The organism is Paracoccus versutus (genome assembly GCF_029909795.1).
Classification (GTDB): domain Bacteria; phylum Pseudomonadota; class Alphaproteobacteria; order Rhodobacterales; family Rhodobacteraceae; genus Paracoccus; species Paracoccus versutus.
In genome coordinates, this window is record NZ_CP038197.1 from 1094868 (window position 1) to 1118660 (window position 23793).

37 protein-coding genes are annotated in these 23793 nt (G+C 65.5%); all 37 read right to left on the minus strand.

Going from position 1 to position 23793, the window contains the following annotated elements; all coding sequences use genetic code 11:
- Window positions 1-112: 112 nt before the first annotated feature.
- A complete protein-coding gene (locus E3U25_RS16530) occupies window positions 113-826 on the minus strand; it encodes an ATP12 family chaperone protein (RefSeq protein WP_116222148.1) in 714 nt (237 codons plus the stop codon).
- Window positions 819-1481, minus strand: coding sequence for an HAD-IA family hydrolase (locus E3U25_RS16535; RefSeq protein WP_116222147.1), 663 nt, complete (start codon window positions 1479-1481; stop codon window positions 819-821). The genes E3U25_RS16530 and E3U25_RS16535 overlap by 8 nt, the downstream gene beginning before the upstream one ends.
- On the minus strand, window positions 1478-2524 hold the full coding sequence (locus E3U25_RS16540) for an RluA family pseudouridine synthase (protein ID WP_114535283.1): 1047 nt from the start codon (window positions 2522-2524) through the stop codon (window positions 1478-1480). Before E3U25_RS16540 ends, E3U25_RS16535 begins: the two co-directional genes overlap by 4 nt.
- Window positions 2521-2895 carry a fluoride efflux transporter CrcB gene (gene crcB / locus E3U25_RS16545; RefSeq protein ID WP_116222146.1) on the minus strand — a complete coding sequence of 125 codons (375 nt, stop codon included), beginning with the start codon at window positions 2893-2895 and terminating at the stop codon, window positions 2521-2523. Before crcB ends, E3U25_RS16540 begins: the two co-directional genes overlap by 4 nt.
- On the minus strand, window positions 2892-4220 hold the full coding sequence (locus E3U25_RS16550; protein ID WP_116222145.1) for a replication-associated recombination protein A: 1329 nt from the start codon (window positions 4218-4220) through the stop codon (window positions 2892-2894). The genes crcB and E3U25_RS16550 overlap by 4 nt, the downstream gene beginning before the upstream one ends.
- A gap of 61 nt (window positions 4221-4281) precedes the next feature.
- On the minus strand, window positions 4282-4872 hold the full coding sequence (locus E3U25_RS16555) for an acyl-homoserine-lactone synthase (RefSeq protein WP_036754195.1): 591 nt from the start codon (window positions 4870-4872) through the stop codon (window positions 4282-4284).
- 67 nt (window positions 4873-4939) lie between these two features.
- The gene (locus tag E3U25_RS16560) at window positions 4940-5551 is read right to left on the minus strand and encodes an autoinducer binding domain-containing protein (protein WP_011747126.1); all 612 of its coding nucleotides are present in this window, start codon (window positions 5549-5551) and stop codon (window positions 4940-4942) included.
- Between the two features lie 348 nt (window positions 5552-5899).
- Window positions 5900-6322: a 50S ribosomal protein L17 gene (gene rplQ, locus E3U25_RS16565; protein ID WP_072462395.1), complete on the minus strand. Its 423-nt coding sequence runs from the start codon at window positions 6320-6322 to the stop codon at window positions 5900-5902.
- Between the two features lie 108 nt (window positions 6323-6430).
- Window positions 6431-7447: a DNA-directed RNA polymerase subunit alpha gene (locus E3U25_RS16570; RefSeq protein WP_036754191.1), complete on the minus strand. Its 1017-nt coding sequence runs from the start codon at window positions 7445-7447 to the stop codon at window positions 6431-6433.
- Window positions 7448-7567: 120 nt separating this feature from the next.
- Window positions 7568-7957 carry a 30S ribosomal protein S11 gene (gene rpsK / locus E3U25_RS16575; protein ID WP_116222144.1) on the minus strand — a complete coding sequence of 130 codons (390 nt, stop codon included), beginning with the start codon at window positions 7955-7957 and terminating at the stop codon, window positions 7568-7570.
- 12 nt (window positions 7958-7969) lie between these two features.
- A complete protein-coding gene (gene rpsM / locus E3U25_RS16580) occupies window positions 7970-8338 on the minus strand; it encodes a 30S ribosomal protein S13 (protein ID WP_036754304.1) in 369 nt (122 codons plus the stop codon).
- A 163-nt stretch (window positions 8339-8501) separates the two neighbouring features.
- Entirely contained in the window at window positions 8502-9158 is a 657-nt protein-coding gene (locus E3U25_RS16585; RefSeq protein WP_036754188.1) for an adenylate kinase, read from the minus strand.
- Between the two features lie 40 nt (window positions 9159-9198).
- Window positions 9199-10575, minus strand: a complete 1377-nt coding sequence (gene secY / locus E3U25_RS16590) for a preprotein translocase subunit SecY (protein WP_072462396.1) — start codon at window positions 10573-10575, stop codon at window positions 9199-9201.
- Between the two features lie 103 nt (window positions 10576-10678).
- The gene (gene rplO / locus E3U25_RS16595) at window positions 10679-11164 is read right to left on the minus strand and encodes a 50S ribosomal protein L15 (RefSeq protein WP_072462397.1); all 486 of its coding nucleotides are present in this window, start codon (window positions 11162-11164) and stop codon (window positions 10679-10681) included.
- Window positions 11165-11385: 221 nt separating this feature from the next.
- Window positions 11386-12126: a hypothetical protein gene (locus tag E3U25_RS16600; protein ID WP_116222143.1), complete on the minus strand. Its 741-nt coding sequence runs from the start codon at window positions 12124-12126 to the stop codon at window positions 11386-11388.
- A 141-nt stretch (window positions 12127-12267) separates the two neighbouring features.
- Window positions 12268-12456 (minus strand): 50S ribosomal protein L30, encoded by a 189-nt coding sequence (gene rpmD / locus E3U25_RS16605; protein ID WP_036754182.1) that lies wholly within the window; start codon window positions 12454-12456, stop codon window positions 12268-12270.
- Window positions 12457-12468: 12 nt separating this feature from the next.
- Complete coding sequence (rpsE, locus tag E3U25_RS16610) at window positions 12469-13035, minus strand: 30S ribosomal protein S5 (RefSeq protein ID WP_036754180.1); 567 nt, start codon at window positions 13033-13035, stop codon at window positions 12469-12471.
- A gap of 117 nt (window positions 13036-13152) precedes the next feature.
- Complete coding sequence (gene rplR, locus E3U25_RS16615) at window positions 13153-13512, minus strand: 50S ribosomal protein L18 (RefSeq protein WP_036754177.1); 360 nt, start codon at window positions 13510-13512, stop codon at window positions 13153-13155.
- Window positions 13513-13524: 12 nt separating this feature from the next.
- Window positions 13525-14058, minus strand: a complete 534-nt coding sequence (gene rplF, locus E3U25_RS16620; RefSeq protein ID WP_036754174.1) for a 50S ribosomal protein L6 — start codon at window positions 14056-14058, stop codon at window positions 13525-13527.
- Window positions 14059-14069: 11 nt separating this feature from the next.
- A complete protein-coding gene (rpsH, locus tag E3U25_RS16625; RefSeq protein ID WP_114535287.1) occupies window positions 14070-14468 on the minus strand; it encodes a 30S ribosomal protein S8 in 399 nt (132 codons plus the stop codon).
- A 9-nt stretch (window positions 14469-14477) separates the two neighbouring features.
- Complete coding sequence (gene rpsN, locus E3U25_RS16630) at window positions 14478-14783, minus strand: 30S ribosomal protein S14 (RefSeq protein ID WP_024844062.1); 306 nt, start codon at window positions 14781-14783, stop codon at window positions 14478-14480.
- An 18-nt stretch (window positions 14784-14801) separates the two neighbouring features.
- On the minus strand, window positions 14802-15362 hold the full coding sequence (gene rplE, locus E3U25_RS16635) for a 50S ribosomal protein L5 (protein ID WP_036754171.1): 561 nt from the start codon (window positions 15360-15362) through the stop codon (window positions 14802-14804).
- Window positions 15362-15667, minus strand: a complete 306-nt coding sequence (gene rplX / locus E3U25_RS16640; RefSeq protein ID WP_036754169.1) for a 50S ribosomal protein L24 — start codon at window positions 15665-15667, stop codon at window positions 15362-15364. The genes rplE and rplX overlap by 1 nt, the downstream gene beginning before the upstream one ends.
- A complete protein-coding gene (rplN, locus tag E3U25_RS16645; protein WP_010400243.1) occupies window positions 15667-16035 on the minus strand; it encodes a 50S ribosomal protein L14 in 369 nt (122 codons plus the stop codon). The genes rplX and rplN overlap by 1 nt, the downstream gene beginning before the upstream one ends.
- A 76-nt stretch (window positions 16036-16111) precedes the next feature.
- Window positions 16112-16360: a 30S ribosomal protein S17 gene (rpsQ, locus tag E3U25_RS16650; RefSeq protein WP_036754166.1), complete on the minus strand. Its 249-nt coding sequence runs from the start codon at window positions 16358-16360 to the stop codon at window positions 16112-16114.
- 12 nt (window positions 16361-16372) lie between these two features.
- Window positions 16373-16579, minus strand: coding sequence for a 50S ribosomal protein L29 (rpmC, locus tag E3U25_RS16655; protein WP_036754163.1), 207 nt, complete (start codon window positions 16577-16579; stop codon window positions 16373-16375).
- Between the two features lie 192 nt (window positions 16580-16771).
- Window positions 16772-17185 (minus strand): 50S ribosomal protein L16, encoded by a 414-nt coding sequence (rplP, locus tag E3U25_RS16660; RefSeq protein WP_036754161.1) that lies wholly within the window; start codon window positions 17183-17185, stop codon window positions 16772-16774.
- A 12-nt stretch (window positions 17186-17197) separates the two neighbouring features.
- Window positions 17198-17920 (minus strand): 30S ribosomal protein S3, encoded by a 723-nt coding sequence (rpsC, locus tag E3U25_RS16665; RefSeq protein WP_036754157.1) that lies wholly within the window; start codon window positions 17918-17920, stop codon window positions 17198-17200.
- Window positions 17920-18315: a 50S ribosomal protein L22 gene (rplV, locus tag E3U25_RS16670; protein WP_024844055.1), complete on the minus strand. Its 396-nt coding sequence runs from the start codon at window positions 18313-18315 to the stop codon at window positions 17920-17922. The genes rpsC and rplV overlap by 1 nt, the downstream gene beginning before the upstream one ends.
- Before the next feature lie 5 nt (window positions 18316-18320).
- Window positions 18321-18599 carry a 30S ribosomal protein S19 gene (rpsS, locus tag E3U25_RS16675; protein WP_010400236.1) on the minus strand — a complete coding sequence of 93 codons (279 nt, stop codon included), beginning with the start codon at window positions 18597-18599 and terminating at the stop codon, window positions 18321-18323.
- 3 nt (window positions 18600-18602) lie between these two features.
- The gene (rplB, locus tag E3U25_RS16680) at window positions 18603-19439 is read right to left on the minus strand and encodes a 50S ribosomal protein L2 (RefSeq protein ID WP_036754154.1); all 837 of its coding nucleotides are present in this window, start codon (window positions 19437-19439) and stop codon (window positions 18603-18605) included.
- A 95-nt stretch (window positions 19440-19534) separates the two neighbouring features.
- Window positions 19535-19831: a 50S ribosomal protein L23 gene (locus E3U25_RS16685; protein WP_024844053.1), complete on the minus strand. Its 297-nt coding sequence runs from the start codon at window positions 19829-19831 to the stop codon at window positions 19535-19537.
- Window positions 19828-20448: a 50S ribosomal protein L4 gene (gene rplD, locus E3U25_RS16690; protein WP_036754151.1), complete on the minus strand. Its 621-nt coding sequence runs from the start codon at window positions 20446-20448 to the stop codon at window positions 19828-19830. Before rplD ends, E3U25_RS16685 begins: the two co-directional genes overlap by 4 nt.
- Complete coding sequence (gene rplC / locus E3U25_RS16695) at window positions 20448-21185, minus strand: 50S ribosomal protein L3 (protein WP_116222142.1); 738 nt, start codon at window positions 21183-21185, stop codon at window positions 20448-20450. Before rplC ends, rplD begins: the two co-directional genes overlap by 1 nt.
- 10 nt (window positions 21186-21195) lie before the next feature.
- The gene (gene rpsJ, locus E3U25_RS16700; protein ID WP_010400227.1) at window positions 21196-21504 is read right to left on the minus strand and encodes a 30S ribosomal protein S10; all 309 of its coding nucleotides are present in this window, start codon (window positions 21502-21504) and stop codon (window positions 21196-21198) included.
- A gap of 22 nt (window positions 21505-21526) precedes the next feature.
- Entirely contained in the window at window positions 21527-22195 is a 669-nt protein-coding gene (locus E3U25_RS16705) for a hypothetical protein (protein ID WP_166435539.1), read from the minus strand.
- A gap of 370 nt (window positions 22196-22565) precedes the next feature.
- Window positions 22566-23741 carry an elongation factor Tu gene (gene tuf, locus E3U25_RS16710; protein WP_036754146.1) on the minus strand — a complete coding sequence of 392 codons (1176 nt, stop codon included), beginning with the start codon at window positions 23739-23741 and terminating at the stop codon, window positions 22566-22568.
- Window positions 23742-23793: the final 52 nt, after the last annotated feature.

The window sequence follows — 23793 nt, forward strand, 5'->3', positions numbered from 1 at the left end:
CCGTCTATAGGGCCGTTGGCGAGCCCGTTTGAGCAAGGGGCATTCGTTACCCCCATAAGCGGCATTGTGCCGATGGAGGCGGATGCGTCAAGAAAGAACCAAAACGCGCCCGTCAGCCGCGGCTGAGAAGCCAGAACCGCTCAGAATCGCGCATCGCGGCCAGCCGGCCGGCGGCCGCCTCGTCGGCCTCGTCGTCGCGGCCCCAGCGTTGTGCCTGAAATTCCTCGTCAATCCGGGACAGGGCATGGGCGGCCTCGGCGTCGATGCGGCCGCGTATCACCGCCAGCCCCAGGACCAGCGAGCCGGGCAAGGTCACCAGATCGTGCAAGGCCGTCAGGCCGAAGGGATCGAGGGCTGCGACCTCTGCGCGCAGTTTCAGCAGCGCGACCGGATCCTGCGGCACCGGGATCACGCCATGGGTGATGCGCAGCGGCGCGCGAAGCTCGGTCGCCGCCCAGTCGATCAGCGGATCCCAGCCCTCGGCCTGGGCGCGCACCAGCGCCTCGGGCGCATCGGCGCGATAGGACAGCAGGTCGGTGCCGCCATATTCGCCCAGCATCGCCGCCACCGCGTCGAATTGCGGCATGACCTTTTCGATGGCGGAATTGGCCGCGCGGGTCAGCGGCATGGCGTTGGGGTCGATCACATCCCGCACCGCCTGCCATTCCTCGGCCACGGCCAGCGCCAGCGCCTCGGTCGGCAGGCGCAGCGGCTGCTTGCCGGGCGTGCGCAGGGGACGTTCGTCCAGAAGCACGCTCCAGCCGCCGTCCACTTCCTTGTGGATCGCGACGGATGCCCAGAAACGGCGCGCCTTCCATTCACTCATCGGCCCACTCCAGCAGCGCGCGGGTCAGCGCGGGATAGTCGGGCGCGACCAGATGCGCACCGGCGGCATGCAGTTCCTCGGCCGGGCAAAAGCCCCAGCCGACGCCGTAGCCGGCAACCCCGGCCGCCCGCGCCATTTCCATGTCGAAGGTGGAATCGCCCACCATGACCGCGCGCCCCGCCACCACGCCGGTTTCCGACAGCGCGCTTTCCAGCATCGCCGGATGCGGCTTGGATGGATGGCCGTCGGCCGATTGCCGGGTGATGAAGCGCCGGGTCAGCCCATGCGCGTCCAGGATCGCCGCCAGCCCGCGCGCCGGCTTGCCGGTGGCGATGCCCAACAGCATTTCATCGCGCGCGGCCAGCGCGTCCAGGCAGTCCAGCGCGCCCGGATAAAGCGGCGGCAGCGCCCCCGCCGCGCGCGAGGCGATGAAGGATTCGCGATAGCCGGCCACGACGCGCTCGTGCAGGTCGGGACCGGCGCCGGGCAAGAGCCGCGCCACCGCAACCGGCAGCGACAGGCCGACGATGGAGAGGATGCGCGCCGGCTCCATCTCGGGCAGGCCCGCGCCCTGCATGGCGCGGTTCATCGCCTGGGTGATCTCAAGCTGGCTGTCGACCAGCGTGCCGTCGATGTCGAAGATGACCAGTTTCATGCTGTCTCGGCAAAGGGGTCTTCGGGCACGTCGTTTTCCGACCAGCCCAGCGTCTTCCAGGTGCGGCTCATGTGATCGGGCAAGGGCGCGGTCACGGTGATCAGCTTCTTGGTGATCGGATGCTCGAAGCGGATCATGCGCGCATGCAGGTGCAGCTTGCGGCTGATCTCTCCGCCCAGCTGGGCGCCCCAGCCGTCGCCCAGGTTCTCTTGCCCCGAGCCGCCGTATTTGCCGTCGCCGACGATGGGATGGCCGATCTCGGCCATATGGGCGCGCAGCTGGTGGGTGCGGCCGGTGACGGGCACCATGGCAACCCAACTGACGCGCCCGCCGAGCGCATCCAGCACGGCATAGTCGGTATGGGCGCGCTTGGCACCCTCGGTCGTGGCGACGGCCGAGGGGTGGACGGCCATCATCTTCTCGCCCTCGCCGCCCCGGCCGCGGCCGGGCGCCTTGACCAGCCCGTATTTGATCGAGCCCATGCGCGGATGCGGCACCCCGGCCACGGCGGCCCAGTAGATCTTGCGGGTCAGCCGGTGGCGGAACGCCTCGGAAAGCGCCCGCGCGATCCGGTCGGTGCGCGCCAGCAGCAGCACCCCCGACGTGTCCTTGTCCAGCCGATGCACCAGCTTGGGCCGGTCCTTGTAGCCGAACATCAGCGCCGCGGTCAGCCCGTCCACATGCCGGTCGCCCTGCCCCGAGCCACCCTGCGAGGGCAGGCCCGGCGGCTTGTTCAGGGCGATGATATGCTCGTCGCGCCACAAGACGCAGGACTGGATCATCTCGGCATCGGACTGCTTCACCGACGCTTTCGGCTGGGCGGGCGGCGGCGCGCCCTCGGGCAGCGGCGGCACGCGCACCTCCTGCCCGGCCTCGATGCGGGTATTGGCCTTGACCCGGCCGCCGTCGACGCGCAGCTGGCCGGTGCGGCACCATTTCTCGACCGCGCCTTGGGTCAGCTGCGGGAATCGCTTCTTCAGCCAGCGGTCGATGCGCTGCTCGCCCTCGTCCGCGCCGACGCGGATGGTCTGCACGCCGCTCATGCGAAAAGCCCCCGGCCGATGGCCAGCCCGACGATCACCGCCGCCAGCGACAGCAGGACCGAGCCCAGCACATAGCCAAGCGCGGTGGCGGCGGCGCCGCGTTCCCACAGCGTCATCGTGTCCAGCGCGAAGGCGGAGAAGGTGGTGAAGCCGCCCAGCACCCCGGTCAGCAGAAAGGGCGCCAGATGCTGCCCGCCCCGATGCGCCAGCAAGGCCGCCAGCAGCCCCATGGCCAGGCAGCCGGCGATGTTCACGCTCAGCGTGCCCAGCGGAAAGCCGGGGGTCAGCCGCCCGGCCAGGATATTGACCCCATAGCGCGCCGCGGAGCCCAGGGCCCCACCCAGCGCGACCTGAAGGAAAGTGTGTTTCATGCTTTGTCCTCTGCCCGCCGCTTCTGACGCAGCCCGGCGAACCATTCAACGCGCTTTTTCAGCTCGCGCTCGAATCCCCGCTCGACGGGCAGGTAGAAGACCGGGCGCTTCATGCCGTCGGGGAAATAGTTCTGGCCCGAAAAGGCGTCCTCGGCATCGTGGTCATAGGCATAGCCGGCGCCATAGCCCTGTTCCGACATCAGCCCGGTCGGCGCGTTCAGGATATGCTTGGGCGGCATCTGGCTGCCCGAGCGCCGCGCCAGGGCGCGCGACGCCTTGTAGGCGGCATAGCCGGCATTCGACTTGGGCGCCAGCGCCAGGTAGATCGTGGCCTGGGCCAGCGCCAGTTCGCCCTCGGGGCTGCCCAGCCGCTCGTAAAGCGCCCAGGCGTCCAGGCAATGGCGCTGCGCGGCCGGATCGGCCAAGCCGATGTCCTCGATCGCCATGCGGGTCAGGCGGCGGGCGAGATAGCGCGGATCCTCGCCCCCCTCCAGCATCCGCGACAGCCAGTAGAGTGCCGCGTCTGGGTCGCTGCCGCGCACCGATTTGTGCAGGGCCGAGATCAGGTTGTAATGCTCGTCGCCCGACTTGTCGTATTTCGCCGCGCGCCGCATCAGCCGCTGCGCCAGCGCCTCGGGGTCGAGCTTGCCCTTGACCTTCCAGGCCATCACCTGCTCGATCAGGTTCAGCACCGCGCGGCCGTCGCCGTCGGCCATCTCCAGGAGCCGGTCGCGGGCCTCGCCGGTCAGCGGCAGGGCGCGGCCCAGTTCCTGCTCGGCGCGCTGCGCCAGGCGCTCGAGGTCCGCCAGGCCCAGCCGCTCCAGCACGATGACCTGGGCGCGGGACAGAAGCGCAGCGTTCAGTTCGAAACTGGGGTTTTCGGTGGTGGCACCGACCAGGGTGATGGTGCCGTCCTCCATATGCGGCAGGAAGCTGTCCTGCTGCGCCTTGTTGAAGCGGTGGATCTCGTCGACGAAAAGCAGGGTGCCGCGGCCCTGGCTCCGGCGCAGGCGGGCGGCGTCGAACACCTTGCGCAGCTCCGGCACGCCGGAAAAGATCGCCGAGATCTGCACGAAGGCCAGGTCCGTCTCTTGCGCCAGAAGGCGGGCGATGGTGGTCTTGCCGACCCCCGGCGGGCCCCAGAGGATCAGCGAGGACAGGCTGCCGGCGCCCAGCATGGCGCCCAGCGGGCCGTCGGGGCCAAGAACCTTGTCCTGGCCGATGACATCGGACAGCCTGGCCGGGCGGATCCGGTCGGCCAGGGGACGCGCCACCGGGCGCGCAGCTTCGCCCGAGGCGGGCGCGGTGTCGAATAGGTCTGCCATGCGGGCGACATGTTACGCCGCCCGCATCACGCGCGAAAGGCCCTCCACCCTGCGCGCCGCATCAGTGCATCTTGGCCGCCAGGTTGATCGAGACGCATTGGAAATAGCCGTCGTCGATCCAGACCACCGGGCCCATGGCCTGCGCGTCCAGCCCGCAGGGCACCAGCCAGCGCGGCCAGGTCGAGGCGACCAGGCACACCAGACGCGAGGCGCCCAGTTCGCGCGCCGAATTGGTCATCTCCTGCACCAGGTTGAAATGCACCCGGCGGCGTTCGCGCTGCGGGATGGTGTGGTCGACGAACAGCCGGCTGGCTTCCCAGGTGCCCGGCTCGACCGGCGCCTGTTCGTCCAGCAGGTTCTGCGGGATCGAGCCGCCGAGCAGGTCAAGCTGAGCATCGCGGATCATGTAGGAATACATGCCGCAGCGCGCCGTGGTGGGGGTCAGGCGCACGCCGGCCAGAACCCGGCCGTTTTCGTGGATCGCCACCCAGCGGCTCATCGGCGTGTCGTACTGGTCGAACTCCATGTCGTCGGTCTGGGGCAGGTTCCAGCGTTTCTGGACGATGAAGCTTTGCTTGCGGGCGCGGAAGATGTTGGCGAACAGCTCGCCGTGGTTGTGGAGGTTGGCGAAGGAAAGTGTGGTGGTCTGCATGGTCTTCTCCTGGGGTTCTTGGTGGTGGTGGCCCCCAGGTGTAAACCGCAACGGCGGACGAACCGTATTACAGCAAGCGGTAATCCTTGGCCCGTTGCAGCGCCTCGGCCGTCGTGCGCGCCATGAGTCGTTCGCGTGCCGAGATGAGACGTGCCTTGAATGCGCTTTCCGTTATACCAAGCTTGGCAGCCGCCGCTGCATGACGATCCCCCTCTGCGATACACCGAAGGGCCTCTTGCTGAGCCTTCGTCAGGCTCTCCGGCGGCTCCGTGATTTCGTGAAGCCGTCGTAGCGTTGCCGAGATCACATCGATCTCGTCATCCGTGAATTCCCGCTTGTCATGGGCGAAGGCCGCGATGGTGCGCGACTTGATCGGCCCATGCGCCACGACCAGACCATAGTGCAGCCCGTGATCGGCCGCGTCCTGGAGAATCGAAAACGGGTCTGGAATGGGCAGCACGCTCCACCGGCAGGCGCCGGTGGTCGAGAAGCCCCAGGCGATGGTGGGGTCGCGCAGGGCATAGGCCCGTTCGGAATAGCGCTGGGCCCATTCCTTGTTATAGGTCTGGAACTGCATCAACGGTGCAGCGAAACGAATGTGCAGCCCGATGAAATAGCCCGCCGGAGCAAGCTTTTTCAGCTTGGCGAGTGCTGCATTGATTTCCGCGCGAGACGACATGACTTTTTGGACAGATTGCGTTTTCTTCGGGTTACAACGAAAAATGGCACGGTTCTCAGTGTATTCAAGCAATACCGTGCTTGCGAGCGACGTTTTTCGGAATGCCGTCGGGTCAGCCCGTCGGCACGGCAAGGCATAGCCGTCTTTGCCCTCCGGGCGCAAGCCGTCGCGCTTGCTGCAATTCCCGTGCGTTTCCTGATGGACGGTGCAACTTTCGCACGAAAATGAACGGATTCGTTCCCCTTAGCCGCCGATCACATGAATCGTGGACTGTTGCAAAAAGCCCGCAGCCATGGCGATGGCTGCGGGCGTCAATGATCGCTTAACCCTAAGAAAGAGTTAAATTTCTTACGATTCGTCGGCAGCCGATTCGGCTTCCAGGCGGGCACGGTCGGCCGCGCCCTTGGCGCTGGTGTCGCGCTCGACGAATTCGATGATCGCCATCGGGGCCATGTCGCCATAGCGGAAGCCGGCCTTCATGATGCGGACATAGCCGCCCTGGCGGTCCTTGTAGCGGGCGCCAAGCACGTCGAACAGTTTCGCGACATGGGCGTCCTGCTTCAGCTGGGCGGCGGCCTGCCGGCGGGCGTGCAGATCGCCGCGCTTGGCCAGGGTGATCAGCTTCTCGACGATGGGGCGCAGTTCCTTGGCCTTGGGCAGGGTGGTCTTGATCTGCTCATGCTCGATCAGCGAGCCGGCCATGTTGGCGAAAAGCGCCTTGCGGTGCTCGTGGGTGCGGTTCAGGCGGCGATAGCCGCGGGCGTGACGCATGATGATCTCCTATGACGTCTTTTTGCTTTGTCCGGCGGCCCATGCGTGCGGGCCGCTCTCCTTGGGGCGGATGCCCGGTCTTGCGGGGGGCGTCGCCGCCCCCGGAACTCAGAACTGGTCGTCGAAACGCTTGGCCAGATCCTCGATGTTTTCCGGCGGCCAGTCCACGACATCCATGCCGAGGTGCAGGCCCATGCCGGACAGCACTTCCTTGATCTCGTTCAGCGACTTGCGGCCGAAGTTCGGGGTGCGCAGCATCTCGGCCTCGGTCTTCTGGATCAGGTCGCCGATATAGACGATGTTGTCGTTCTTCAGGCAGTTCGCCGAACGCACCGACAGTTCCAGCTCGTCGACCTTCTTCAGCAGGCGCGGATCGAACTCCAGCCCGTCCTCGGCATCCGAGCGGGTGGCCGTTTCCGGCTCGTCGAAGTTGACGAAGACCGACAGCTGGTCCTGGATGATGCGGGCGGCATAGGCCACGGCGTCTTCCGGGGTCAGCGAACCGTCGGTCTCGACCTTCATGGTCAGCTTGTCATAGTCCAGCACCTGGCCCTCGCGGGTGGGCGTGACTTCGTAGCTGACGCGCTTGACCGGCGAGAAGATGGCGTCGATCGGGATCAGGCCGATGGGCGCGTCCTCGGGGCGGTTCTTGTCGGCAGCGACATAGCCCTTGCCATTGGCGACGGTCAGTTCCATGTGCAGCTCCGCCCCCTCGTCGAGGTGGCAGATGACATGGTCGCGGTTCAGGATGGTGATGCCGGCGGTTTCCTGGATGTCGCCCGCCTTGACCTCGCCCGGACCCTTGGCAGAAAGCGTCAGGCGCTTGGGCGCGTCGACGTCCATCTTCAGCGTCACGCCCTTGAGGTTCAGCACGACATCGGTCACGTCCTCGCGCACGCCGGGGACGGACGAGAATTCGTGCAGCACGTTGTCGATCTGCACCGAGGTGATGGCCGCGCCCTGCAGGGACGACAGCAGCACCCGGCGCAGCGCATTGCCCAGCGTCAGGCCGAAGCCACGCTCCAGCGGTTCCGCGACCACGGTGGCCACGCGGGACGAATCGGCGCCCGGCTTGATTTCAAGCTGGGTGGGCTTGATGAGTTCGGCCCAGTTCTTGTGGATCATGCGTTTGCCTCCATACCAGTTCCCGCCCCATGACCGTGGCCGGAAACGCCCGAGGTGAAATGCGTAAAGCGCGCCCCGCACGGGACAGCCCCGCGCAGGACGCGTCAAAATCCCAAAGGATCAGACCCGGCGGCGCTTCGGCGGGCGGCAGCCGTTATGCGCGAGCGGGGTCACGTCACGGATCGCCGTGATGTTGAAGCCGACCGCGGCCAGCGCGCGCAGCGCCGATTCGCGACCCGAGCCAGGGCCCTGCACTTCGACTTCCAGCGTGCGGACGCCGTGTTCCTGCGCCTTCTTGCCGGCGTCTTCGGCGGCCATCTGCGCGGCGTAGGGGGTCGATTTGCGCGAGCCCTTGAAGCCCATGGTGCCGGCCGACGACCACGAGATCGCATTGCCCTGCACGTCCGAGATCAGGATCTTGGTGTTGTTGAAGGACGAGTTCACATGCGCCACGCCGGTGGCGATGTTCTTGCGTTCCTTGCGCTTGATACGGGTTTTATCGCGTGCCATGTCCGTTCCCCCTTACTTCTTCTTGCCGGCGATGGGCTTCGCCGGGCCCTTGCGGGTGCGGGCATTGGTGTGGGTGCGCTGGCCGCGGACCGGCAGGCCGCGACGGTGGCGCAGGCCACGATAGGAACCCAGGTCCATCAGGCGCTTGATGTTCATCTGCGTCTCGCGGCGCAGGTCGCCTTCGACGGTATAGTTGGCGTCGATGTATTCGCGGATCTTCAGGACTTCGGCATCCGACAGCTCGTTCACGCGGCGGGTCGGGTCGATGCCGACGGCGGTGACGATCTCGTCGGCGAATTTCGAGCCGATCCCGTGGATATAGGTCAGGGCGATCGGGACGCGTTTCCCGGTCGGAATGTTGACGCCAGCAATACGAGCCACGCGTGTTTCCTTTTCCATGTTGCGGTTCCGTAGCGCCGGAACCTTTTTTCACAACCAAAGACCCGAAAGCCAAGCCTCCGGGCCTTGAAGCGACACCCAGGACATCCGGGTGATTCTCTTGCGAGATGCTGCGAAATAAGGGATTCGCCGTCCGAGGTCAAGCCTAGGACGGGATCTTGTCCATCACCTTGGCGACCTGGGCGGCCACCTCGTCGATCTCGGCCAGGCCGTCGACCGGGTTCAGGTTGCCCTTGACATAGTAATAGCCGATCAGTGGCGAGGTCTTCTTGTAATATTCCATCAGCCGGGTCTTGAGGCTTTCCTCGTTGTCGTCGGCCCGGCGGCGCAGGTCGGTCGAGCCGCAGACGTCGCATTTGCCCGGCTCCTTGGTCGGCTTGGTCACGTCGTGATAGACCTCGCCGCAATTGCCGCAGGTGAAGCGGCCCGAGATGCGCGAGACCAGCGCCGCATCGTCCACCCGCATCTCGATCACGGCATCGATGCGCTGGTCCATCTCGGCCATCAGCGCCTGCAGCGCGTCGGCCTGCGCCAGGGTGCGCGGGAAGCCGTCGAAGATGAAGCCCTTGCCGCCCTGCCCCAGCTTTTCGCGGATCAGGCCGATGACGATCTCGTCCGTCACCAGCTCGCCGCGGTCCATCACCTCGGCCACGCGCTTGCCCATCTCGGTGCCCGAGTTGCGGGCCTCGCGCAGCATGTCGCCGGTCGAGAGCTGGACGAGCCCGCGCTCCTCGATCAGCCGCCGGGCCTGGGTGCCTTTGCCTGCGCCGGGCGGGCCCAGCAGAATGATGTTGATCGCCATGTCGTCGTCCCTCTCCTACCCTTTTTGGTGGGTTTACCCCTTAACGGCGCGCCGGCGCCTTGCGCGGCTTGGCCGCCGCCCCGGCCTTGCCGCGCTTGCCGCGCAGTTGCGATTTCTCGATCAAACCTTCGTATTGATGGGCGAGCAAGTGGCTTTGCACCTGGTTGATCGTATCCATGACGACGCTGACCACGATCAGCACCGAAGTCCCGCCGAAATAGAACGGGATCGCCAGCTGGTCGCGGATGATCTCGGGCAGAAGGCAGACGAAGGCCAGGTAGGCCGAGCCGATCACCAGCACCCGCGTCACCACATAGGTCAGGTAATCCTCGGTGCGCTTGCCGGGCCGGATGCCGGGGATGAAGCCGCCCTGGTTCTTCAGGTTCTCGGCCACGTCCTCGGTCTTGAAGCTGACGTTGAAGGTGTAGAAATAGGTGAAGAACACGATCATCGCCGCGAAGAACAGCAGGTAGAGCGGCTGGCCGGGGCCGAAATAGGCCAGGATCGTGGACATGATCGGGCCGGTCTGGTTGCCCGAGAAGGTCGAGATCGTCACCGGCAGCAGCAGAAGCGAGCTGGCAAAGATCGCCGGGATCACCCCCGCCGGGTTCACCTTGATCGGCAGGTGCGACGATTGGCCGTCATAGACCTTCATCCCGACCTGGCGGCGCGGATACTGGATGTGGATCTTGCGCAGCGCGCGCTCCATGAACACCACGAAGGCGATCACCGCGGCGACCATGAGGATCACGCCCAGAATCACCGGGGTCGAGACGGCGCCCGAACGGCCCTGGGCCAGGAACTGCGCCAGGCTGCCGGGGATCTCGGCCACGATGCCGACGAAGATGATCAGCGAGATGCCGTTGCCGATGCCGCGGGCGGTGATCTGCTCGCCCAGCCACATCAGGAACATGGTGCCGCCGACCAGGGTGATGACCACCGAGGCGCGGAAGAACATCCCCGGCTCATGCGCCAGGTTGCCGTGTTCCAGGCTGACGGCCAGGCCCCAGGCCTGGAACAGCGCCAGCGCCACCGTGCCGTAGCGGGTATACTGGTTGATCTTCTTGCGGCCCTGCTCGCCCTCTTTCTTCAGTTGCTCCAGCGCCGGCACCATCGAGGCCAGCAGCTGCACGATGATCGAGGCCGAGATATAGGGCATGATGCCGAGCGCGAAGACGCCCATCCGCCCCAAGGCACCGCCGGTGAACATCGACAGGATGCCGCCGATGCCGGCCTGGGCCTGCTCCATGAAGTTGCGCAGCGCGGCGCCGTCGATGCCAGGCACCGGGATATAGGTGCCGAGACGATAGATGATGAGAAGTCCGAGCGTGAACCAGATCCTCTGGCGCAACTCGGTCGCCTTGCCGAGCGCGCCCCAGGAAAGGTTCGCGGCCATCTGTTCTGCGGCTGACGCCATGCTTGTGCCCCTTCGTGGCAGCGCCGCCGGATCGTTTCCCGATCCCGCGGCGCCTGGAAAACTTGACAGCTATCTATGGGGCGCGGGCGCGCCCTTCAACAACTTATTCGGCCGCGGCTGCTTCTTTGGCCGGGCGGGTGACGGTGATCTTGCCGCCGGCCTTCTCGATGGCCTCGACCGCGGCTTTCGACGCACCGGCCACGGTCAGGTTCAGCGCGGCCTTGATCTCGCCCTTGGCCAGCACCCGCACGCCGTCCAGCTTGCGGCGGATGACGCCGGCGGCGACCAGCGCGTCCTCGGTCACGTCGGTTTTCGCATCCAGCTTGCCCGCTTCGACGAAGGCCTGCAGCTGGCCCAGGTTCACCACCGCGAATTCCAGGCGATTCGGCTTGCTGAAGCCGCGCTTGGGCAGGCGGCGATACAGCGGCATCTGGCCGCCTTCATAGCCGTTCAGCGCCACGCCCGAACGCGAGGTCTGGCCCTTGATACCACGGCCGGCGGTCTTGCCCTTGCCCGAGCCGGGGCCGCGCGCCACGCGCTTTTTCTTGCGGTTGGCGCCGGGATTGTCGTGCAGTTCATGCAGTTTCATGTCGCTTCTCCTTGGCCGGAAACGCCCCATGAAGCGAAAGGGGGCGAACGCGGCGTTTCTTGCTTGTTCGAGTCGTGATCCCAAGGGAACACCGGCGGCTTCTATCGGCTGTTCACGGCTGGGTCAAGTTGGCATGGCCGAAGCGCCCGCGCCCCGCCGCGCCGGCAAGCCCATCGCCCGCTCAGCGCCGCGGCCAGCCCGTTGCGCGGACCTGGGCCGTCTCAGAACTCCACCCACAGCCCCAGCCTGACCGCGCGCTCGCCCGGTCCCGACAGCGGCTCGACCAGGCCCAATTCCAGCTTCGCAGGCCCGAACAGGTCGCGCACCGCCGAGACCGCGAGCTTGGCGGAAAAGCCGGTGTCCTCGCGATCCTCCAGCCGCAGCTGATGGATCAGCATCAGCGCCTCGGTCATGTGCCACCCCACCGTCACCTCGGCCTTGGTCGTCGCCTCGGCCGTCAGATAGCTCAGCGCGCTGGCACCCCGAGCGGCCAGCGCAGCCATTTCCTCTTCATCCCTGAGCGCGCCCGCCAGCTTGTGGCGCAGCTCGGCCGATACCCAGCCCCCGCCCCGAACGCGCCGCAGCAAGGGCAGGTCGTCAAAAACCCTGCCCCAACCCAGCGCGGCCTGGGCCACCGGCATCGGCTGGCCGCGACGTTCCACCGCACCCAGACCCAACGAGGCGGCCCAGCGGTCCGGCCCCCTGCCCCGGTCCAGCGCGCGCTGCAGCCAGACCAGGCTGCTGGTCTCGCCGGCGCTGGAGCGGCCCAGTTCGACCCCGACCGTCAGCCGCGGCCGACGCCCCAGTTCAGCATAAAGCCCGGCATAGCTGTGCCCGGCGGCGTCGCGTTCGCCCGACAGCGCCAGGAACACGCCATTCACCGCCCGCGGCCAGGGACTGGCCGAGGCCGCACCGGCCAGCAGCAGGACGGCAAGCGCAAGGCAGAGCAGCGGGCGCGGCACATCTGGCTCCTTTCCTGCGGGCGCGGTCCTGGCGGCAGCCTAGGGACAAGCCGTTAGCAAAGGGTTAACAGGCCAAGAAAAAACGCCCCGGAGCAGCTCCGGGGCGCTTTCGATGCAATGCCTGGGAAGGGCGTGGCGGGATCAGCCGCGCTCTTCCACGATGGTCACCAGATGCGGGATCTTGGCGACCATGCCGCGCACGGCCGGGGTATCTTCCAGCTCGCGGGTGCGGTTCATCTTGTTCAGGCCCAGGCCCTTCAGCGTCTCGCGCTGGACGGCCGGGCGGCGGATCGGCGAGCCGATCTGCTTCACGACGATGGTTTTAGCCATATGCCTGTCTCCTTACGCTTCGACGGCGGCTTCGGCCGGCTTGTCGTTGGACGGCAGGATCTCGGCCACCTTCTTGCCGCGGCGCTGCGCGACGTTGCGGGGCGAAGCTTCCTTCTTGAGACCGTCGATGGTGGCGCGAATCATGTTGTAGGGGTTCTGCGACCCCAGCGACTTGGCCACGACGTCCTGGACGCCCAGCATCTCGAACACGGCGCGCATCGGGCCGCCGGCGATGATGCCGGTCCCCGGAACCGCGGTCCGCATCACCACCCGGCCGGCGCCATGACGGCCCTCGATGTCGTGATGCAGCGTGCGGCCATCGCGCAGCGGCACGCGAACCAGCGAGCGCTTGGCCTGCTCGGTCGCCTTGCGGATCGCCTCGGGCACTTCCTTGGCCTTGCCCTTGCCGAAGCCGACGCGGCCACGCTGGTCGCCGACGACCACCAGAGCAGCGAAGCCGAAGCGCTTGCCGCCTTTGACGGTTTTCGACACGCGGTTGATCGCGACCAGACGGTCGGCGAATTCCGGGGTTTCCTCGCGCTCTTCGCGGCGACCCCGACGGTTTTCACGTTCTGCCATAAGGCATTCCTCATACGCTGGCGCGCGTTCCGCGCCGTTGAAGCCAATCCTGGTGGGCCGCCGACGGATCGGACGGCCCCCGGATCATCGGGGTGGCGCTGCCGCCACCCGCATTCGTCAGAACTTCAGGCCGCCTTCGCGGGCCGCATCGGCAAGCGCCTTGATCTTGCCGTGGAACAGGAAGCCGCCACGGTCGAAGATCACCTCTTCGACACCGGCCTTCTTCGCGCGTTCCGCAATGGCGGCGCCGATCTTGGCCGCGGCCTCGACGTTGTTCTTGCCGACCACGCCCAGATCCTTCTCGAGCGACGAGGCGGCGGCCAGAGTGACCCCCTTCACGTCGTCGATCACCTGGACGCTGATGTTCTTGGAAGAACGGTGGACGGAAAGCCGCGGACGGCCGTCCGAGATCTTCCGCAGTTTGTTCCGCACGCGCAGGCGGCGCTTCAGGAACAGCTCTCTCTTGTTCAGTGCCATTTCTCGCGCCCCTTACTTCTTCTTGCCTTCCTTGCGGAAGACGACCTCGCCCTTGTAGCGGATGCCCTTGCCCTTGTAGGGCTCGGGGCGGCGCCACTCGCGGATGTTCGCGGCGACCTGGCCGACCAGCTGCTGGTCGATGCCTTCCACCACGATCTCGGTCTGCTTCGGCGAGGTGATCGTCACACCGTCCGGCGTTTCGAAGTTCACGTCATGCGAATAGCCCAGAGCCAGCTTCAGGGTCTTGCCCTGCATGGTGGCGCGATAACCCACGCCCTGGATCTCGAGCTCTTTCTTGAAGCCTTCCGACACGCCGACGGTCAGGTTCTCGACCATCGAGCGGGTCATGCCCCACTGCTGGCGGGCGCGCTTCGAGGTGCCGCGCGGCGTCACCTTGACCGAACCTTCTTCCACCGACAGGGTCACGTCGTCGGTCGCGGTGAACGTGCGGGCGCCTTTCGGCCCCTTCACCTCGATCGTCTGGCCCTTGATTTCGGCCGTCACGCCCTTGGGGAGGGCGACCGGTTTCTTACCAATCCGAGACATCTCTGCCCTCCTTAGAACACGGTGCAGAGGACTTCGCCGCCAACATTGGCGTTGCGAGCCGCTGCGTCCGACATGACGCCTTTCGGCGTCGAGACGATGGAAACGCCCAGGCCGTTGCGGACCATCGGGATTTCCTTGGCGCCGGCGTAAACGCGGCGGCCGGGTTTCGACACGCGGGCCAGTTCGCGGATGACCGGAGTGCCTTCGTAGTACTTCAGGCTGATTTCCAGTTCCTTGTGACCGGCTTCGGTCGTGGTTTCTTCATAGCCGCGGATGTAGCCTTCGGCTTTCAGCACGTCCAGGACCCAGGCGCGCAGCTTGGAGGCCGGAGTGCGGACGGTCGATTTGCCGCGCATCTGCGCGTTGCGGATGCGGGTCAGCATATCGCCGAGAGGATCGTTCATCGACATATTGCCCCCTTACCAGCTGGATTTGACCATGCCGGGGATCTGGCCGAACGAGCCAAGCTCGCGCAGCATGATCCGCGACAGTTTCAGTTTACGGTAATACGCATGCGGACGGCCGGTCAGTTGGCACCGGTTGTGCAGACGCGTGGCCGAGGAGTTGCGCGGCAGTTCGGCCAGTTTCAGGCTGGCCTTGAAGCGCTCTTCCATCGGACGGGACTGATCGTGGACGATCTCGTTCAGCGCGGCGCGCTTGGCGGCGTATTTCTGAACCAGACGCTCGCGCTTCTTCTCGCGCTCGACCATGGATTTCTTTGCCATATCTTCTTCCCTCCGCGATCAGCCGTTGAAAGGCATGTTGAATGCCTTCAGCAGCGACTTCGCTTCCGCGTCGGTCCGCGCGGTGGTGCAGATGATGATGTCCATCCCCAGAACTTCGTCGACCTTGTCGAAGTTGATTTCCGGGAACACGATATGCTCCTTCAGGCCCATGGCGTAGTTGCCGCGGCCGTCGAAAGCCGTGCCCTTGACGCCGCGGAAGTCGCGGACGCGGGGCAGCGCGATGTTGACCAGGCGATCCAGGAATTCATACATCCGGTCGCCGCGCAGCGTGACCTTGCAGCCCAGCGGCATCTCTTCCCGGACGCGGAAGCCGGCGATCGACTTCTTGGCCTTGGTGATGACGGCTTTCTGGCCTGCGATCAGCGACAGTTCCTCGGCGCCCTGCTTGACCTTCTTGGTGTCCTTGACGGCCTCGCCGATGCCCATGTTCAGGACGATCTTGTCCAGGCGCGGGATCTGCATGTCGTTCTTGTAGCCGAACTCTTCCTTGAGCGCGGCGCGGATCTGGTCCTTGTAGAGCGACTTGAGGCGCGGGGTGTAATTGGCTTGGTCCAGCATCAGATCACGTCTCCCGTGGTCTTGGCGAAACGGACCTTCTTGCCGTCTTCCACGCGGAAGCCGACGCGGGTCGCTTTGCCGTTCTTGTCCAGCAGCGCCAGGTTCGACAGGTCGATCGGCATGGCCTTGGCCACGCGGCCGCCCTGGCTCGTCTGGGTCTGGCGCTGGTGACGGATCGCGATGTTGACGCCGTCAACGACCGCCTTGTTCTCTTTCGGGAACACCGCGGCGATCTCGCCCTGCTTGCCCTTGTCCTTGCCGGTCAGCACGACGACCTTGTCGCCCTTCTTGAGCTTCGCAGCCATCACAGCACCTCCGGCGCAAGCGAGATGATCTTCATGAAGTTCTTGGCCCGCAGCTCGCGCACGACCGGCCCGAAGATACGGGTGCCGACCGGTTCGCCCTGGTTGTTCAGGATGACGGCGGCGTTGCGGTCGAAGCGGATCGAGGTGCCGTCCTCGCGCTTCACTTCTTTCGCGGTGCGCACGACGACGGCCTTGCGGACGTCGCCCTTCTTCACGCGGCCGCGCGGAATGGCTTCCTTGACGGAGACGACGATGATGTCGCCCACCGACGCATAGCGACGGTGCGAACCACCCAGAACCTTGATGCACTGCACCCGGCGTGCGCCGGAGTTGTCAGCGACATCCAGATTGGTCTGCATCTGGATCATTTGGTTACTCCCGACCTTTGGGGACCGGCACGACCTTGATCATGGGCCGGCCCCAGGGTATCGATTAAACTGGGCCTCAGGCCGAAACCTCGGTGGCTTCGGTCAGCACGGTCCAGCGCTTGGTCTTCGAGATCGGCGCGCATTCGACGATGCGAACGATGTCACCCACCTTGAACTGGTTCTGCGCGTCATGCGCGCGGTATTTCTTGGACGAACGCACGGTCTTGTGCAGCAGCGGATGCTTGAAGCGACGCTCGACCAGAACGGTGACGGTCTGTTCGTTCTTGTCGCTGACGACCTTGCCTTGCAGGATGCGTTTGGGCATGGACCGGGCTCCTTAGTTCGACGCCGCGGCTTCAGCCGCTTTCTGGTTCAGAATGGTTTTCACACGGGCCACGTCGCGGCGGACGGAGCGCATGCGGGCGGTCGATTCGAGCTGGCCGGTGGCCTGCTGGAAGCGCAGGTTGAACGCTTCCTTCTTCAGCGCGAGCAGCTGTTCCTTCAGCTGGTCAGGCGTCTTGTCTTTCAGTTCCTGCGCTTTCATGCGCCTTTTCCTTTCAACATCACCGGCGAGCCCCTGCCATGCAGGGCCACCCTGATTCCGGTGGAGTTTCATGATGAAGGCCTGCCCATACAGGCTCGGCCGGATTTTGGCAACCCCGATTGTCCCGAGGAGGCCGGAAATGCAGCGCCCCGCCACTGTCGCGGCGGGGCGCAATCTGGAAGCGATGGCGAATTACCAGTCTTCGCGCGCGACGATGCGGGTCAGCACCGGCAGCTTCTGCGCGCCCAGGCGCAGCGCCTCGCGGGCGATGACGTCGTTCACCCCGTCGATCTCGAACATGATCCGGCCGGGATGGACGCGGGCGGCCCAGTAATCCACCGAACCCTTGCCTTTACCCATCCGCACTTCGGTCGGCTTCGAGGAAACCGGCACATCCGGGAAGATGCGGATCCAGACCCGGCCCTGACGCTTCATGTGGCGGGTGATCGCGCGGCGGGCCGCCTCGATCTGGCGCGCGGTGACGCGCTCGGGCTCGATGGCCTTCAGCGCATAGGAGCCGAAGTTCAGGTTGAACCCGCCCTTGGCCTCACCGTGGATGCGGCCCTTGTGCTGTTTGCGGAACTTGGTCCGTTTCGGTTGCAGCATTGCTTCTTCTCCTTAGCGCGCGTCGCGGTCGCGATCACGGCGCGGGCCGCGGGGCGACGGACCGTCCTGCGCTTCGGTCGCGCGGCGGTCGCGGGCCTGCGGATCATGCTCCATGATCTCGCCCTTGAAGATCCAGACCTTCACCCCGATGATCCCGTAGGGGGTCGAGGCTTCCGACAGCGCATAGTCGATGTCGGCGCGCAGCGTGTGCAGCGGCACCCGGCCTTCGCGATACCATTCGGTCCGGGCGATCTCGGCGCCGCCCAGGCGGCCCGACACGTTCACCCGGATGCCCAGGGCGCCCATGCGCATGGCGTTCTGCACCGCGCGCTTCATGGCGCGGCGGAACGACACCCGGCGCTCGAGCTGCTGGGCGATCGACTCGGCCACCAGCTGGGCGTCCAGCTCGGGCTTGCGGACCTCGACGATGTTGAGGTGCAGTTCCGAGGCGGTGTAGTTCGCCAGCTTCTTGCGCAGGGTCTCGATGTCGGCGCCTTTCTTGCCGATGATGACACCCGGACGCGCGGCATAGATCGTCACGCGGCATTTCTTGTGCGGACGCTCGATCACCACGCGGCTGACGCCGGCCTGCTTGGCTTCCTTGTGGATGAAGTCGCGGATCTTCAGGTCTTCCAGCAGCAGATTGCCGTAATCCTTGTCATCCGCATACCAGCGGCTGTCCCAGGTGCGGTTGACCTGGAGACGCATCCCGATGGGGTTTACCTTCTGACCCATTACGCGCGCTCCCCGGCTTCGATGGCCTCGACCTGACGGACCTTGATGGTGATTTCCGAAAACGGCTTCATGATCTTGCCGTAACGACCACGGGCGCGCGGACGGCCACGCTTCATGACCAGGTTCTTGCCGACCCAGGCCTCGGCGACGATCAGGTTGTCGACGTCGAGGTTATGGTTGTTCTCGGCGTTGGCGATGGCCGATTGCAGGCATTTCTTGACATCGCCGGCAATGCGCTTGGACGAGAAGGTCAGGTCGGCCAGGGCCTTGTCCACCTTCTTGCCGCGGATCATCGCCGCAACCAAGTTCAGCTTCTGCGGCGAGGTGCGAAGCATCTTGGTCTTCGCAAACGCCTCGTTCTCCGCCACGCGGCGCGGATTTTGTTCCTTACCCATGACGCTTACTTCCTTTTCGCTTTCTTGTCGGCGGCGTGACCGTAATAGGTCCGCGTCGGCGAGTATTCACCGAACTTCTGGCCGATCATCTCTTCGGTCACCGAGACCGGGATGTGCTTCTGGCCGTTGTAGACGCCAAAGGTCAGGCCGACGAATTGCGGCAGAATGGTCGAACGACGCGACCAGATCTTGATGACGTCCGACTTGCCGGACTCGCGGGCTTTCTCGGCCTTGCGAAGCACATAAGCATCGACAAAGGGGCCCTTCCAAACAGAACGTGCCATGGATTAACGCCCCTTCTTCGCGTGACGCGACCGCAGGATATACTTGTCGGTCGATTTGTTCGTGCGGGTGCGGTTGCCCTTGGTGCCCTTGCCCCAGGGAGTAACCGGGTGACGACCGCCCGAAGTCCGGCCTTCACCACCACCATGCGGGTGGTCGATCGGGTTCATGGCCACGCCGCGCACGCTCGGGCGGATGCCCAGGTGCCGGTTGCGGCCGGCCTTGCCGAGGTTCTGGTTCGAATGGTCGGCATTCGACACGGCGCCGATGGTGGCCATGCATTCCTGGCGCACCAGGCGCAGCTCGCCCGAGGACAGGCGGATCTGGGCATAGCCGCCGTCGCGGCCGACGAACTGGGCATAGGTGCCAGCCGAGCGGGCGATCTGGCCGCCCTTGCCGGGCTTCAGCTCGACGTTGTGGACGATGGTGCCGATCGGCATGCCGCTGAAGGGCATGGCGTTGCCCGGCTTCACGTCCACCTTGGCGCCGGCCACCACCTTGTCGCCGACAGCCAGACGCTGGGGCGCGATGATATAGGCCTGCTCGCCGTCTTCATATTTGATCAGCGCGATGAAGGCGGTGCGGTTCGGGTCGTATTCGATCCGCTCGACGGTCGCCGGGACATCGAACTTGGTGCGCTTGAAATCGACGATGCGATAGAGACGCTTCGCCCCGCCGCCCTTGCGGCGCATCGTGATCCGTCCGGTGTTGTTCCGGCCGCCGTTCTTGGTCAGCCCCTCCGTGAGGGACTTGACCGGGCGCCCTTTCCAAAGCTCCGAACGGTCGATCAGAACCAGCCCACGCTGGCCAGGCGTCGTCGGCTTATACGACTTGAGTGCCATGCTTTCTGTCTTCCGTTGCTTTGGACCAAAGCTAGGTCCGTTTCAGTCAAATGGCGACGGCCCCGCTGCCGGGGCCGTCGATTCGCAGGCTTCTATCAGAGGCCGGTCGAGACGTCGATGCTGTTGCCAGCTTCCAGCGTCACATAGGCCTTCTTCACGTCCGAGCGGACGCCGGGGCGGCCGCGGAAACGCTTGGTCTTGCCCTTGGTGATGGTCGTGTTCACGGCCTTCACCTTGACGTTGAACAGGGCCTCGACGGCCTGCTTGATCGCCGGCTTGGTCGATTCCTTGGCCACTTGGAAGACATAGGCGTTCGCATCGCCCACCAGAGTGGCCTTTTCGGTGATGACCGGCTTGACGATCACGTCGTAATGTTCGGGTTTCACGCTCATTTCAGGCGAGCCTCCAGAGCTTCGACACCGGCGCGCGTCAGCACGAGCGTGTCGCGACGCAGGATGTCATAGACGTTGGCACCCATCGAGGGCAGCACATCGACGCCTTCCAGGTTGCGGGCGGCGCGGGCGAAATTCTCGTTCACCTCGGCCCCGTCGATCACCAGGACGCGCTTCCAGCCGTTTTCCTTGACCGCCTTGGCGACGGCCGCGGTCTTGGCTTCCGCGATGTTCAGGCTCTCCACGACGACCAGCTCACCCGCGGCGGCCTTGGCCGACAGCGCGTGCTTCAGGCCAAGCGCGCGGACCTTCTTGGGCAGGTCGAAGGCGTGGCTGCGCGGGGTCGGGCCCTTGTAGACGCCGCCGTGACGGAAGATCGGCGCCTTGCGGGAACCGTGGCGGGCGCCGCCGGTGCCCTTCTGGCGATAGATCTTCTTGGTCGAGTAGCTGACATCCGACTTGCCCAGCACCGAATGGGTGCCCGCCTGCGCCTTCGCACGCTGCCAGCGCACGACGCGGTGCAGCAGGTCCGCACGCGGTTCAAGCCCGAAGATGTCATCGCTCAGGTCGATGTCCCCGGCCTTGCCGGCATCGAGCGTGATAACGTCGAGTTTCATCAGTTGTCTCCTTCGGGCGCAGCGGCCTCGGCAGGGGCGGCAGCCTCGGCCTGGGCAGCTTTCGAACGGGTCGCGGCCGGGAAAACGGTGTTTTCGGCCAGCGGCTTCTTCACGGCGTCCTTGATCGTGACCCAGCCGCCCTTGGAACCCGGAACCGAGCCCTTGACCATGATCAGGCCACGTTCGGCATCGGTCTTGACGACCTGGAGGTTCTGGGTGGTGACGCGCACGGCACCCAGGTGGCCGGCCATCTTCTTGCCCTTGAACACCTTGCCCGGATCCTGGCACTGGCCGGTCGAGCCGTGCGAGCGGTGGCTGATCGACACGCCGTGCGAGGCGCGCAGACCGCGGAAATTGTGCCGCTTCATCGCACCGGCAAAGCCCTTGCCGATCGAGGTGCCGGCGATGTCGACATACTGGCCCTCGAAGTAATGGTCGGCGACGATCTCCTCGCCCACCTCGACCAGGTTCTCGGGCGAGACGCGGAATTCCGCGATCTTGCGCTTGGGCGCGACATTCGCCTTGGCGAAATGGCCGCGCAGCGCGGCGGTCGTGCGCTTGGCTTTCGCCTCGCCCGCGCCGAGCTGCAGCGCCACGTAGCCGTCTTTCTCGGCGGTGCGCTGAGCGATGACCTGCACGTTGTCCACGTGCAGCACGGTGACGGGCACCTGACGCCCGTCCTCCAGGAACAGCCGGGTCATGCCCAGCTTCTTGGCGATAACACCAGTCCGCAGCATGATGGCCTCCTTAAACCTTGATCTCGACATCCACGCCGGCGGCGAGGTCGAGCTTCATCAGGGCGTCAACGGTCTGCGGGGTCGGGTCGACGATGTCCAGCAGGCGCTTGTGCGTGCGGATTTCCCACTGGTCGCGGGATTTCTTGTCGATGTGCGGACCGCGCAGAACGGTGAATTTCTCGATCTTGTTGGGCAGCGGAATCGGGCCGCGGACCTGCGCGCCGGTGCGCTTGGCGGTGTTGACGATTTCCTGCGTGCTGGCATCCAGGACGCGATAATCGAACGCCTTCAACCGGATGCGGATATTCTGGCTTTGCATTCTCATCCCTCTTGCGGGGAGTTCAAGTTGAGAGGCTGACGACACACCACGCACCGCCAGCGTCGAACCGTATAAACAAGAGCAGGCCGCCTTGCGTGGCGGCCCGGCCCTGACAAGCCGATTCTTGGAAAACCGGCGATGATTGCGGGGATTTATCCGGTTCACGACCTGCGGTCAAGCTATCTTCACGCCGAACTCTGCCCTCATTGCGCGGGCTATCAAGGCGCTCTTGATCTGTCTCGGCACACAACGTGGCCATGCCGGAGAGCGTCTGCTGGTCGAAGCCATGTCGCGGGCGGGCGTCGCCATCCTGGATCCAGGAAAAGAAACACTGATGCGGCAAATGGCGCTCTACGCCGGCGCTCGGCTCCTGATCTTCGCCGAGGGATCGGCGATGCATGGGCGCCAGCTGTTGGGACGCGTCGACCAGAAGATCCTTGTCCTTCGGCGGCGCCCACAATCCCGGATGGCTTGGGCACAGTTGGAGCCGAGGTGCCGTAAGCTGAAATACGCGCTGATCATCAAGGCCTTTGCTATGCCCCTCCCCCCTCAGGGCGTCCCCGTCCATCCCTACGGTATTGCCTTTTATAACAAGGATCCGCTGCTTAATACGCTGCGACGCAACGGCATCGACATTACGCCATATTGGGGCGAGGAAGCCTATCGGCAGGCCATGAAGGTGGATGCTCATGCATGGTATCGGGGCGTCATGAGGCGGAGAATCATTCACCGCAAGAAGACCCTAGCGCATATCAGGACAGCATTCGATACGGCGGGCATCCCTGTTCCCTCCTGGCGCTTTGCGGCACCTTCGGCAGGGCCCCTCCAAGCGCCCGGCGCGGCGTGCGCTGCTTCTTTCGTGCCCCAATATCCCGGGGTCCGGGGCAGAGCCCCGGCAGCCGCGCCCGGCAAGCACCCCCGCGGCCACCACCCCCGCGGCAAGGAAAAAGGCCGCCCCCTGCGGAGCGGCCCCTCATCGCGATATCCCTCGCGGGATCACCCGATGCTCATCACCCGATGCTCCCGGAAGGGCCGCGGCTGGAAGCCGCCGCCCCAAAGGATCACTTCAGGATCTTCGACACCACGCCGGCGCCGACCGTGCGGCCGCCCTCGCGGATGGCGAAGCGCAGCTTCTCCTCCATCGCGATCGGCGCGATCAGCTCCACCGTGAACTTCAGGTTGTCGCCCGGCATCACCATCTCGGTGCCCTCGGGAAGCTTCACCGTCCCGGTCACGTCCGTCGTGCGGAAGTAGAACTGCGGACGGTAGTTCGCGAAGAACGGCGTGTGACGGCCACCCTCTTCCTTGGTCAGGATATAGGCCTCGGCCTCGAACTCGGTATGCGGCGTCACCGAGCCGGGCTTGGCCAGAACCTGGCCGCGCTCCACCCCGTCGCGCTCCACCCCGCGCAGGAGCGCGCCGATGTTGTCGCCGGCTTCCCCGCGGTCCAGCAGCTTGCGGAACATCTCGACACCGGTGCAGGTCGTCTTCTTGGTCGGGCGGATGCCGACGATCTCAAGCTCGTCGCCCACGTTCACCGCGCCGCGCTCGACACGGCCCGTCACCACCGTGCCCCGGCCCGAGATCGAGAACACGTCCTCGATCGGCATCAGGAACGGCAGGTCCACCGCGCGCTCGGGCGTCGGGATGTATTCGTCCACGGCGGCGATCAGCGCGCGGATCGAATCCTCGCCGATCTCCTTGTCGCGGCCTTCCAGCGCCGCCAGCGCCGAGCCCTTGATGATCGGGATGTCGTCGCCGGGATAGTCGTAGGACGACAGCAGCTCGCGCACCTCCATCTCGACCAGCTCCAGCAGTTCCGCGTCGTCGACCTGGTCCACCTTGTTCAGGTACACCACCATGTAGGGGATGCCCACCTGGCGGCCCAGCAGGATGTGCTCGCGCGTCTGCGGCATCGGGCCGTCGGCCGCGTTCACCACCAGGATCGCGCCGTCCATCTGCGCCGCGCCCGTGATCATGTTCTTCACGTAGTCCGCGTGGCCGGGGCAGTCCACATGCGCGTAGTGCCGGTTGGCCGATTCGTATTCCACATGCGCGGTCGAGATCGTGATCCCCCGGGCACGCTCCTCAGGAGCCCCGTCGATCTGGTCGTAGGCCTTGAATTCACCGAAATACTTCGTGATCGCAGCCGTCAGCGTCGTCTTGCCGTGGTCAACGTGACCAATCGTCCCGATGTTGACGTGCGGTTTCGTCCGTTCAAACTTTGCCTTTGCCATGGGCATGGCTCCTTATGTTGACGGTGCGTGCAGCCACGCACCCTACGGGGTT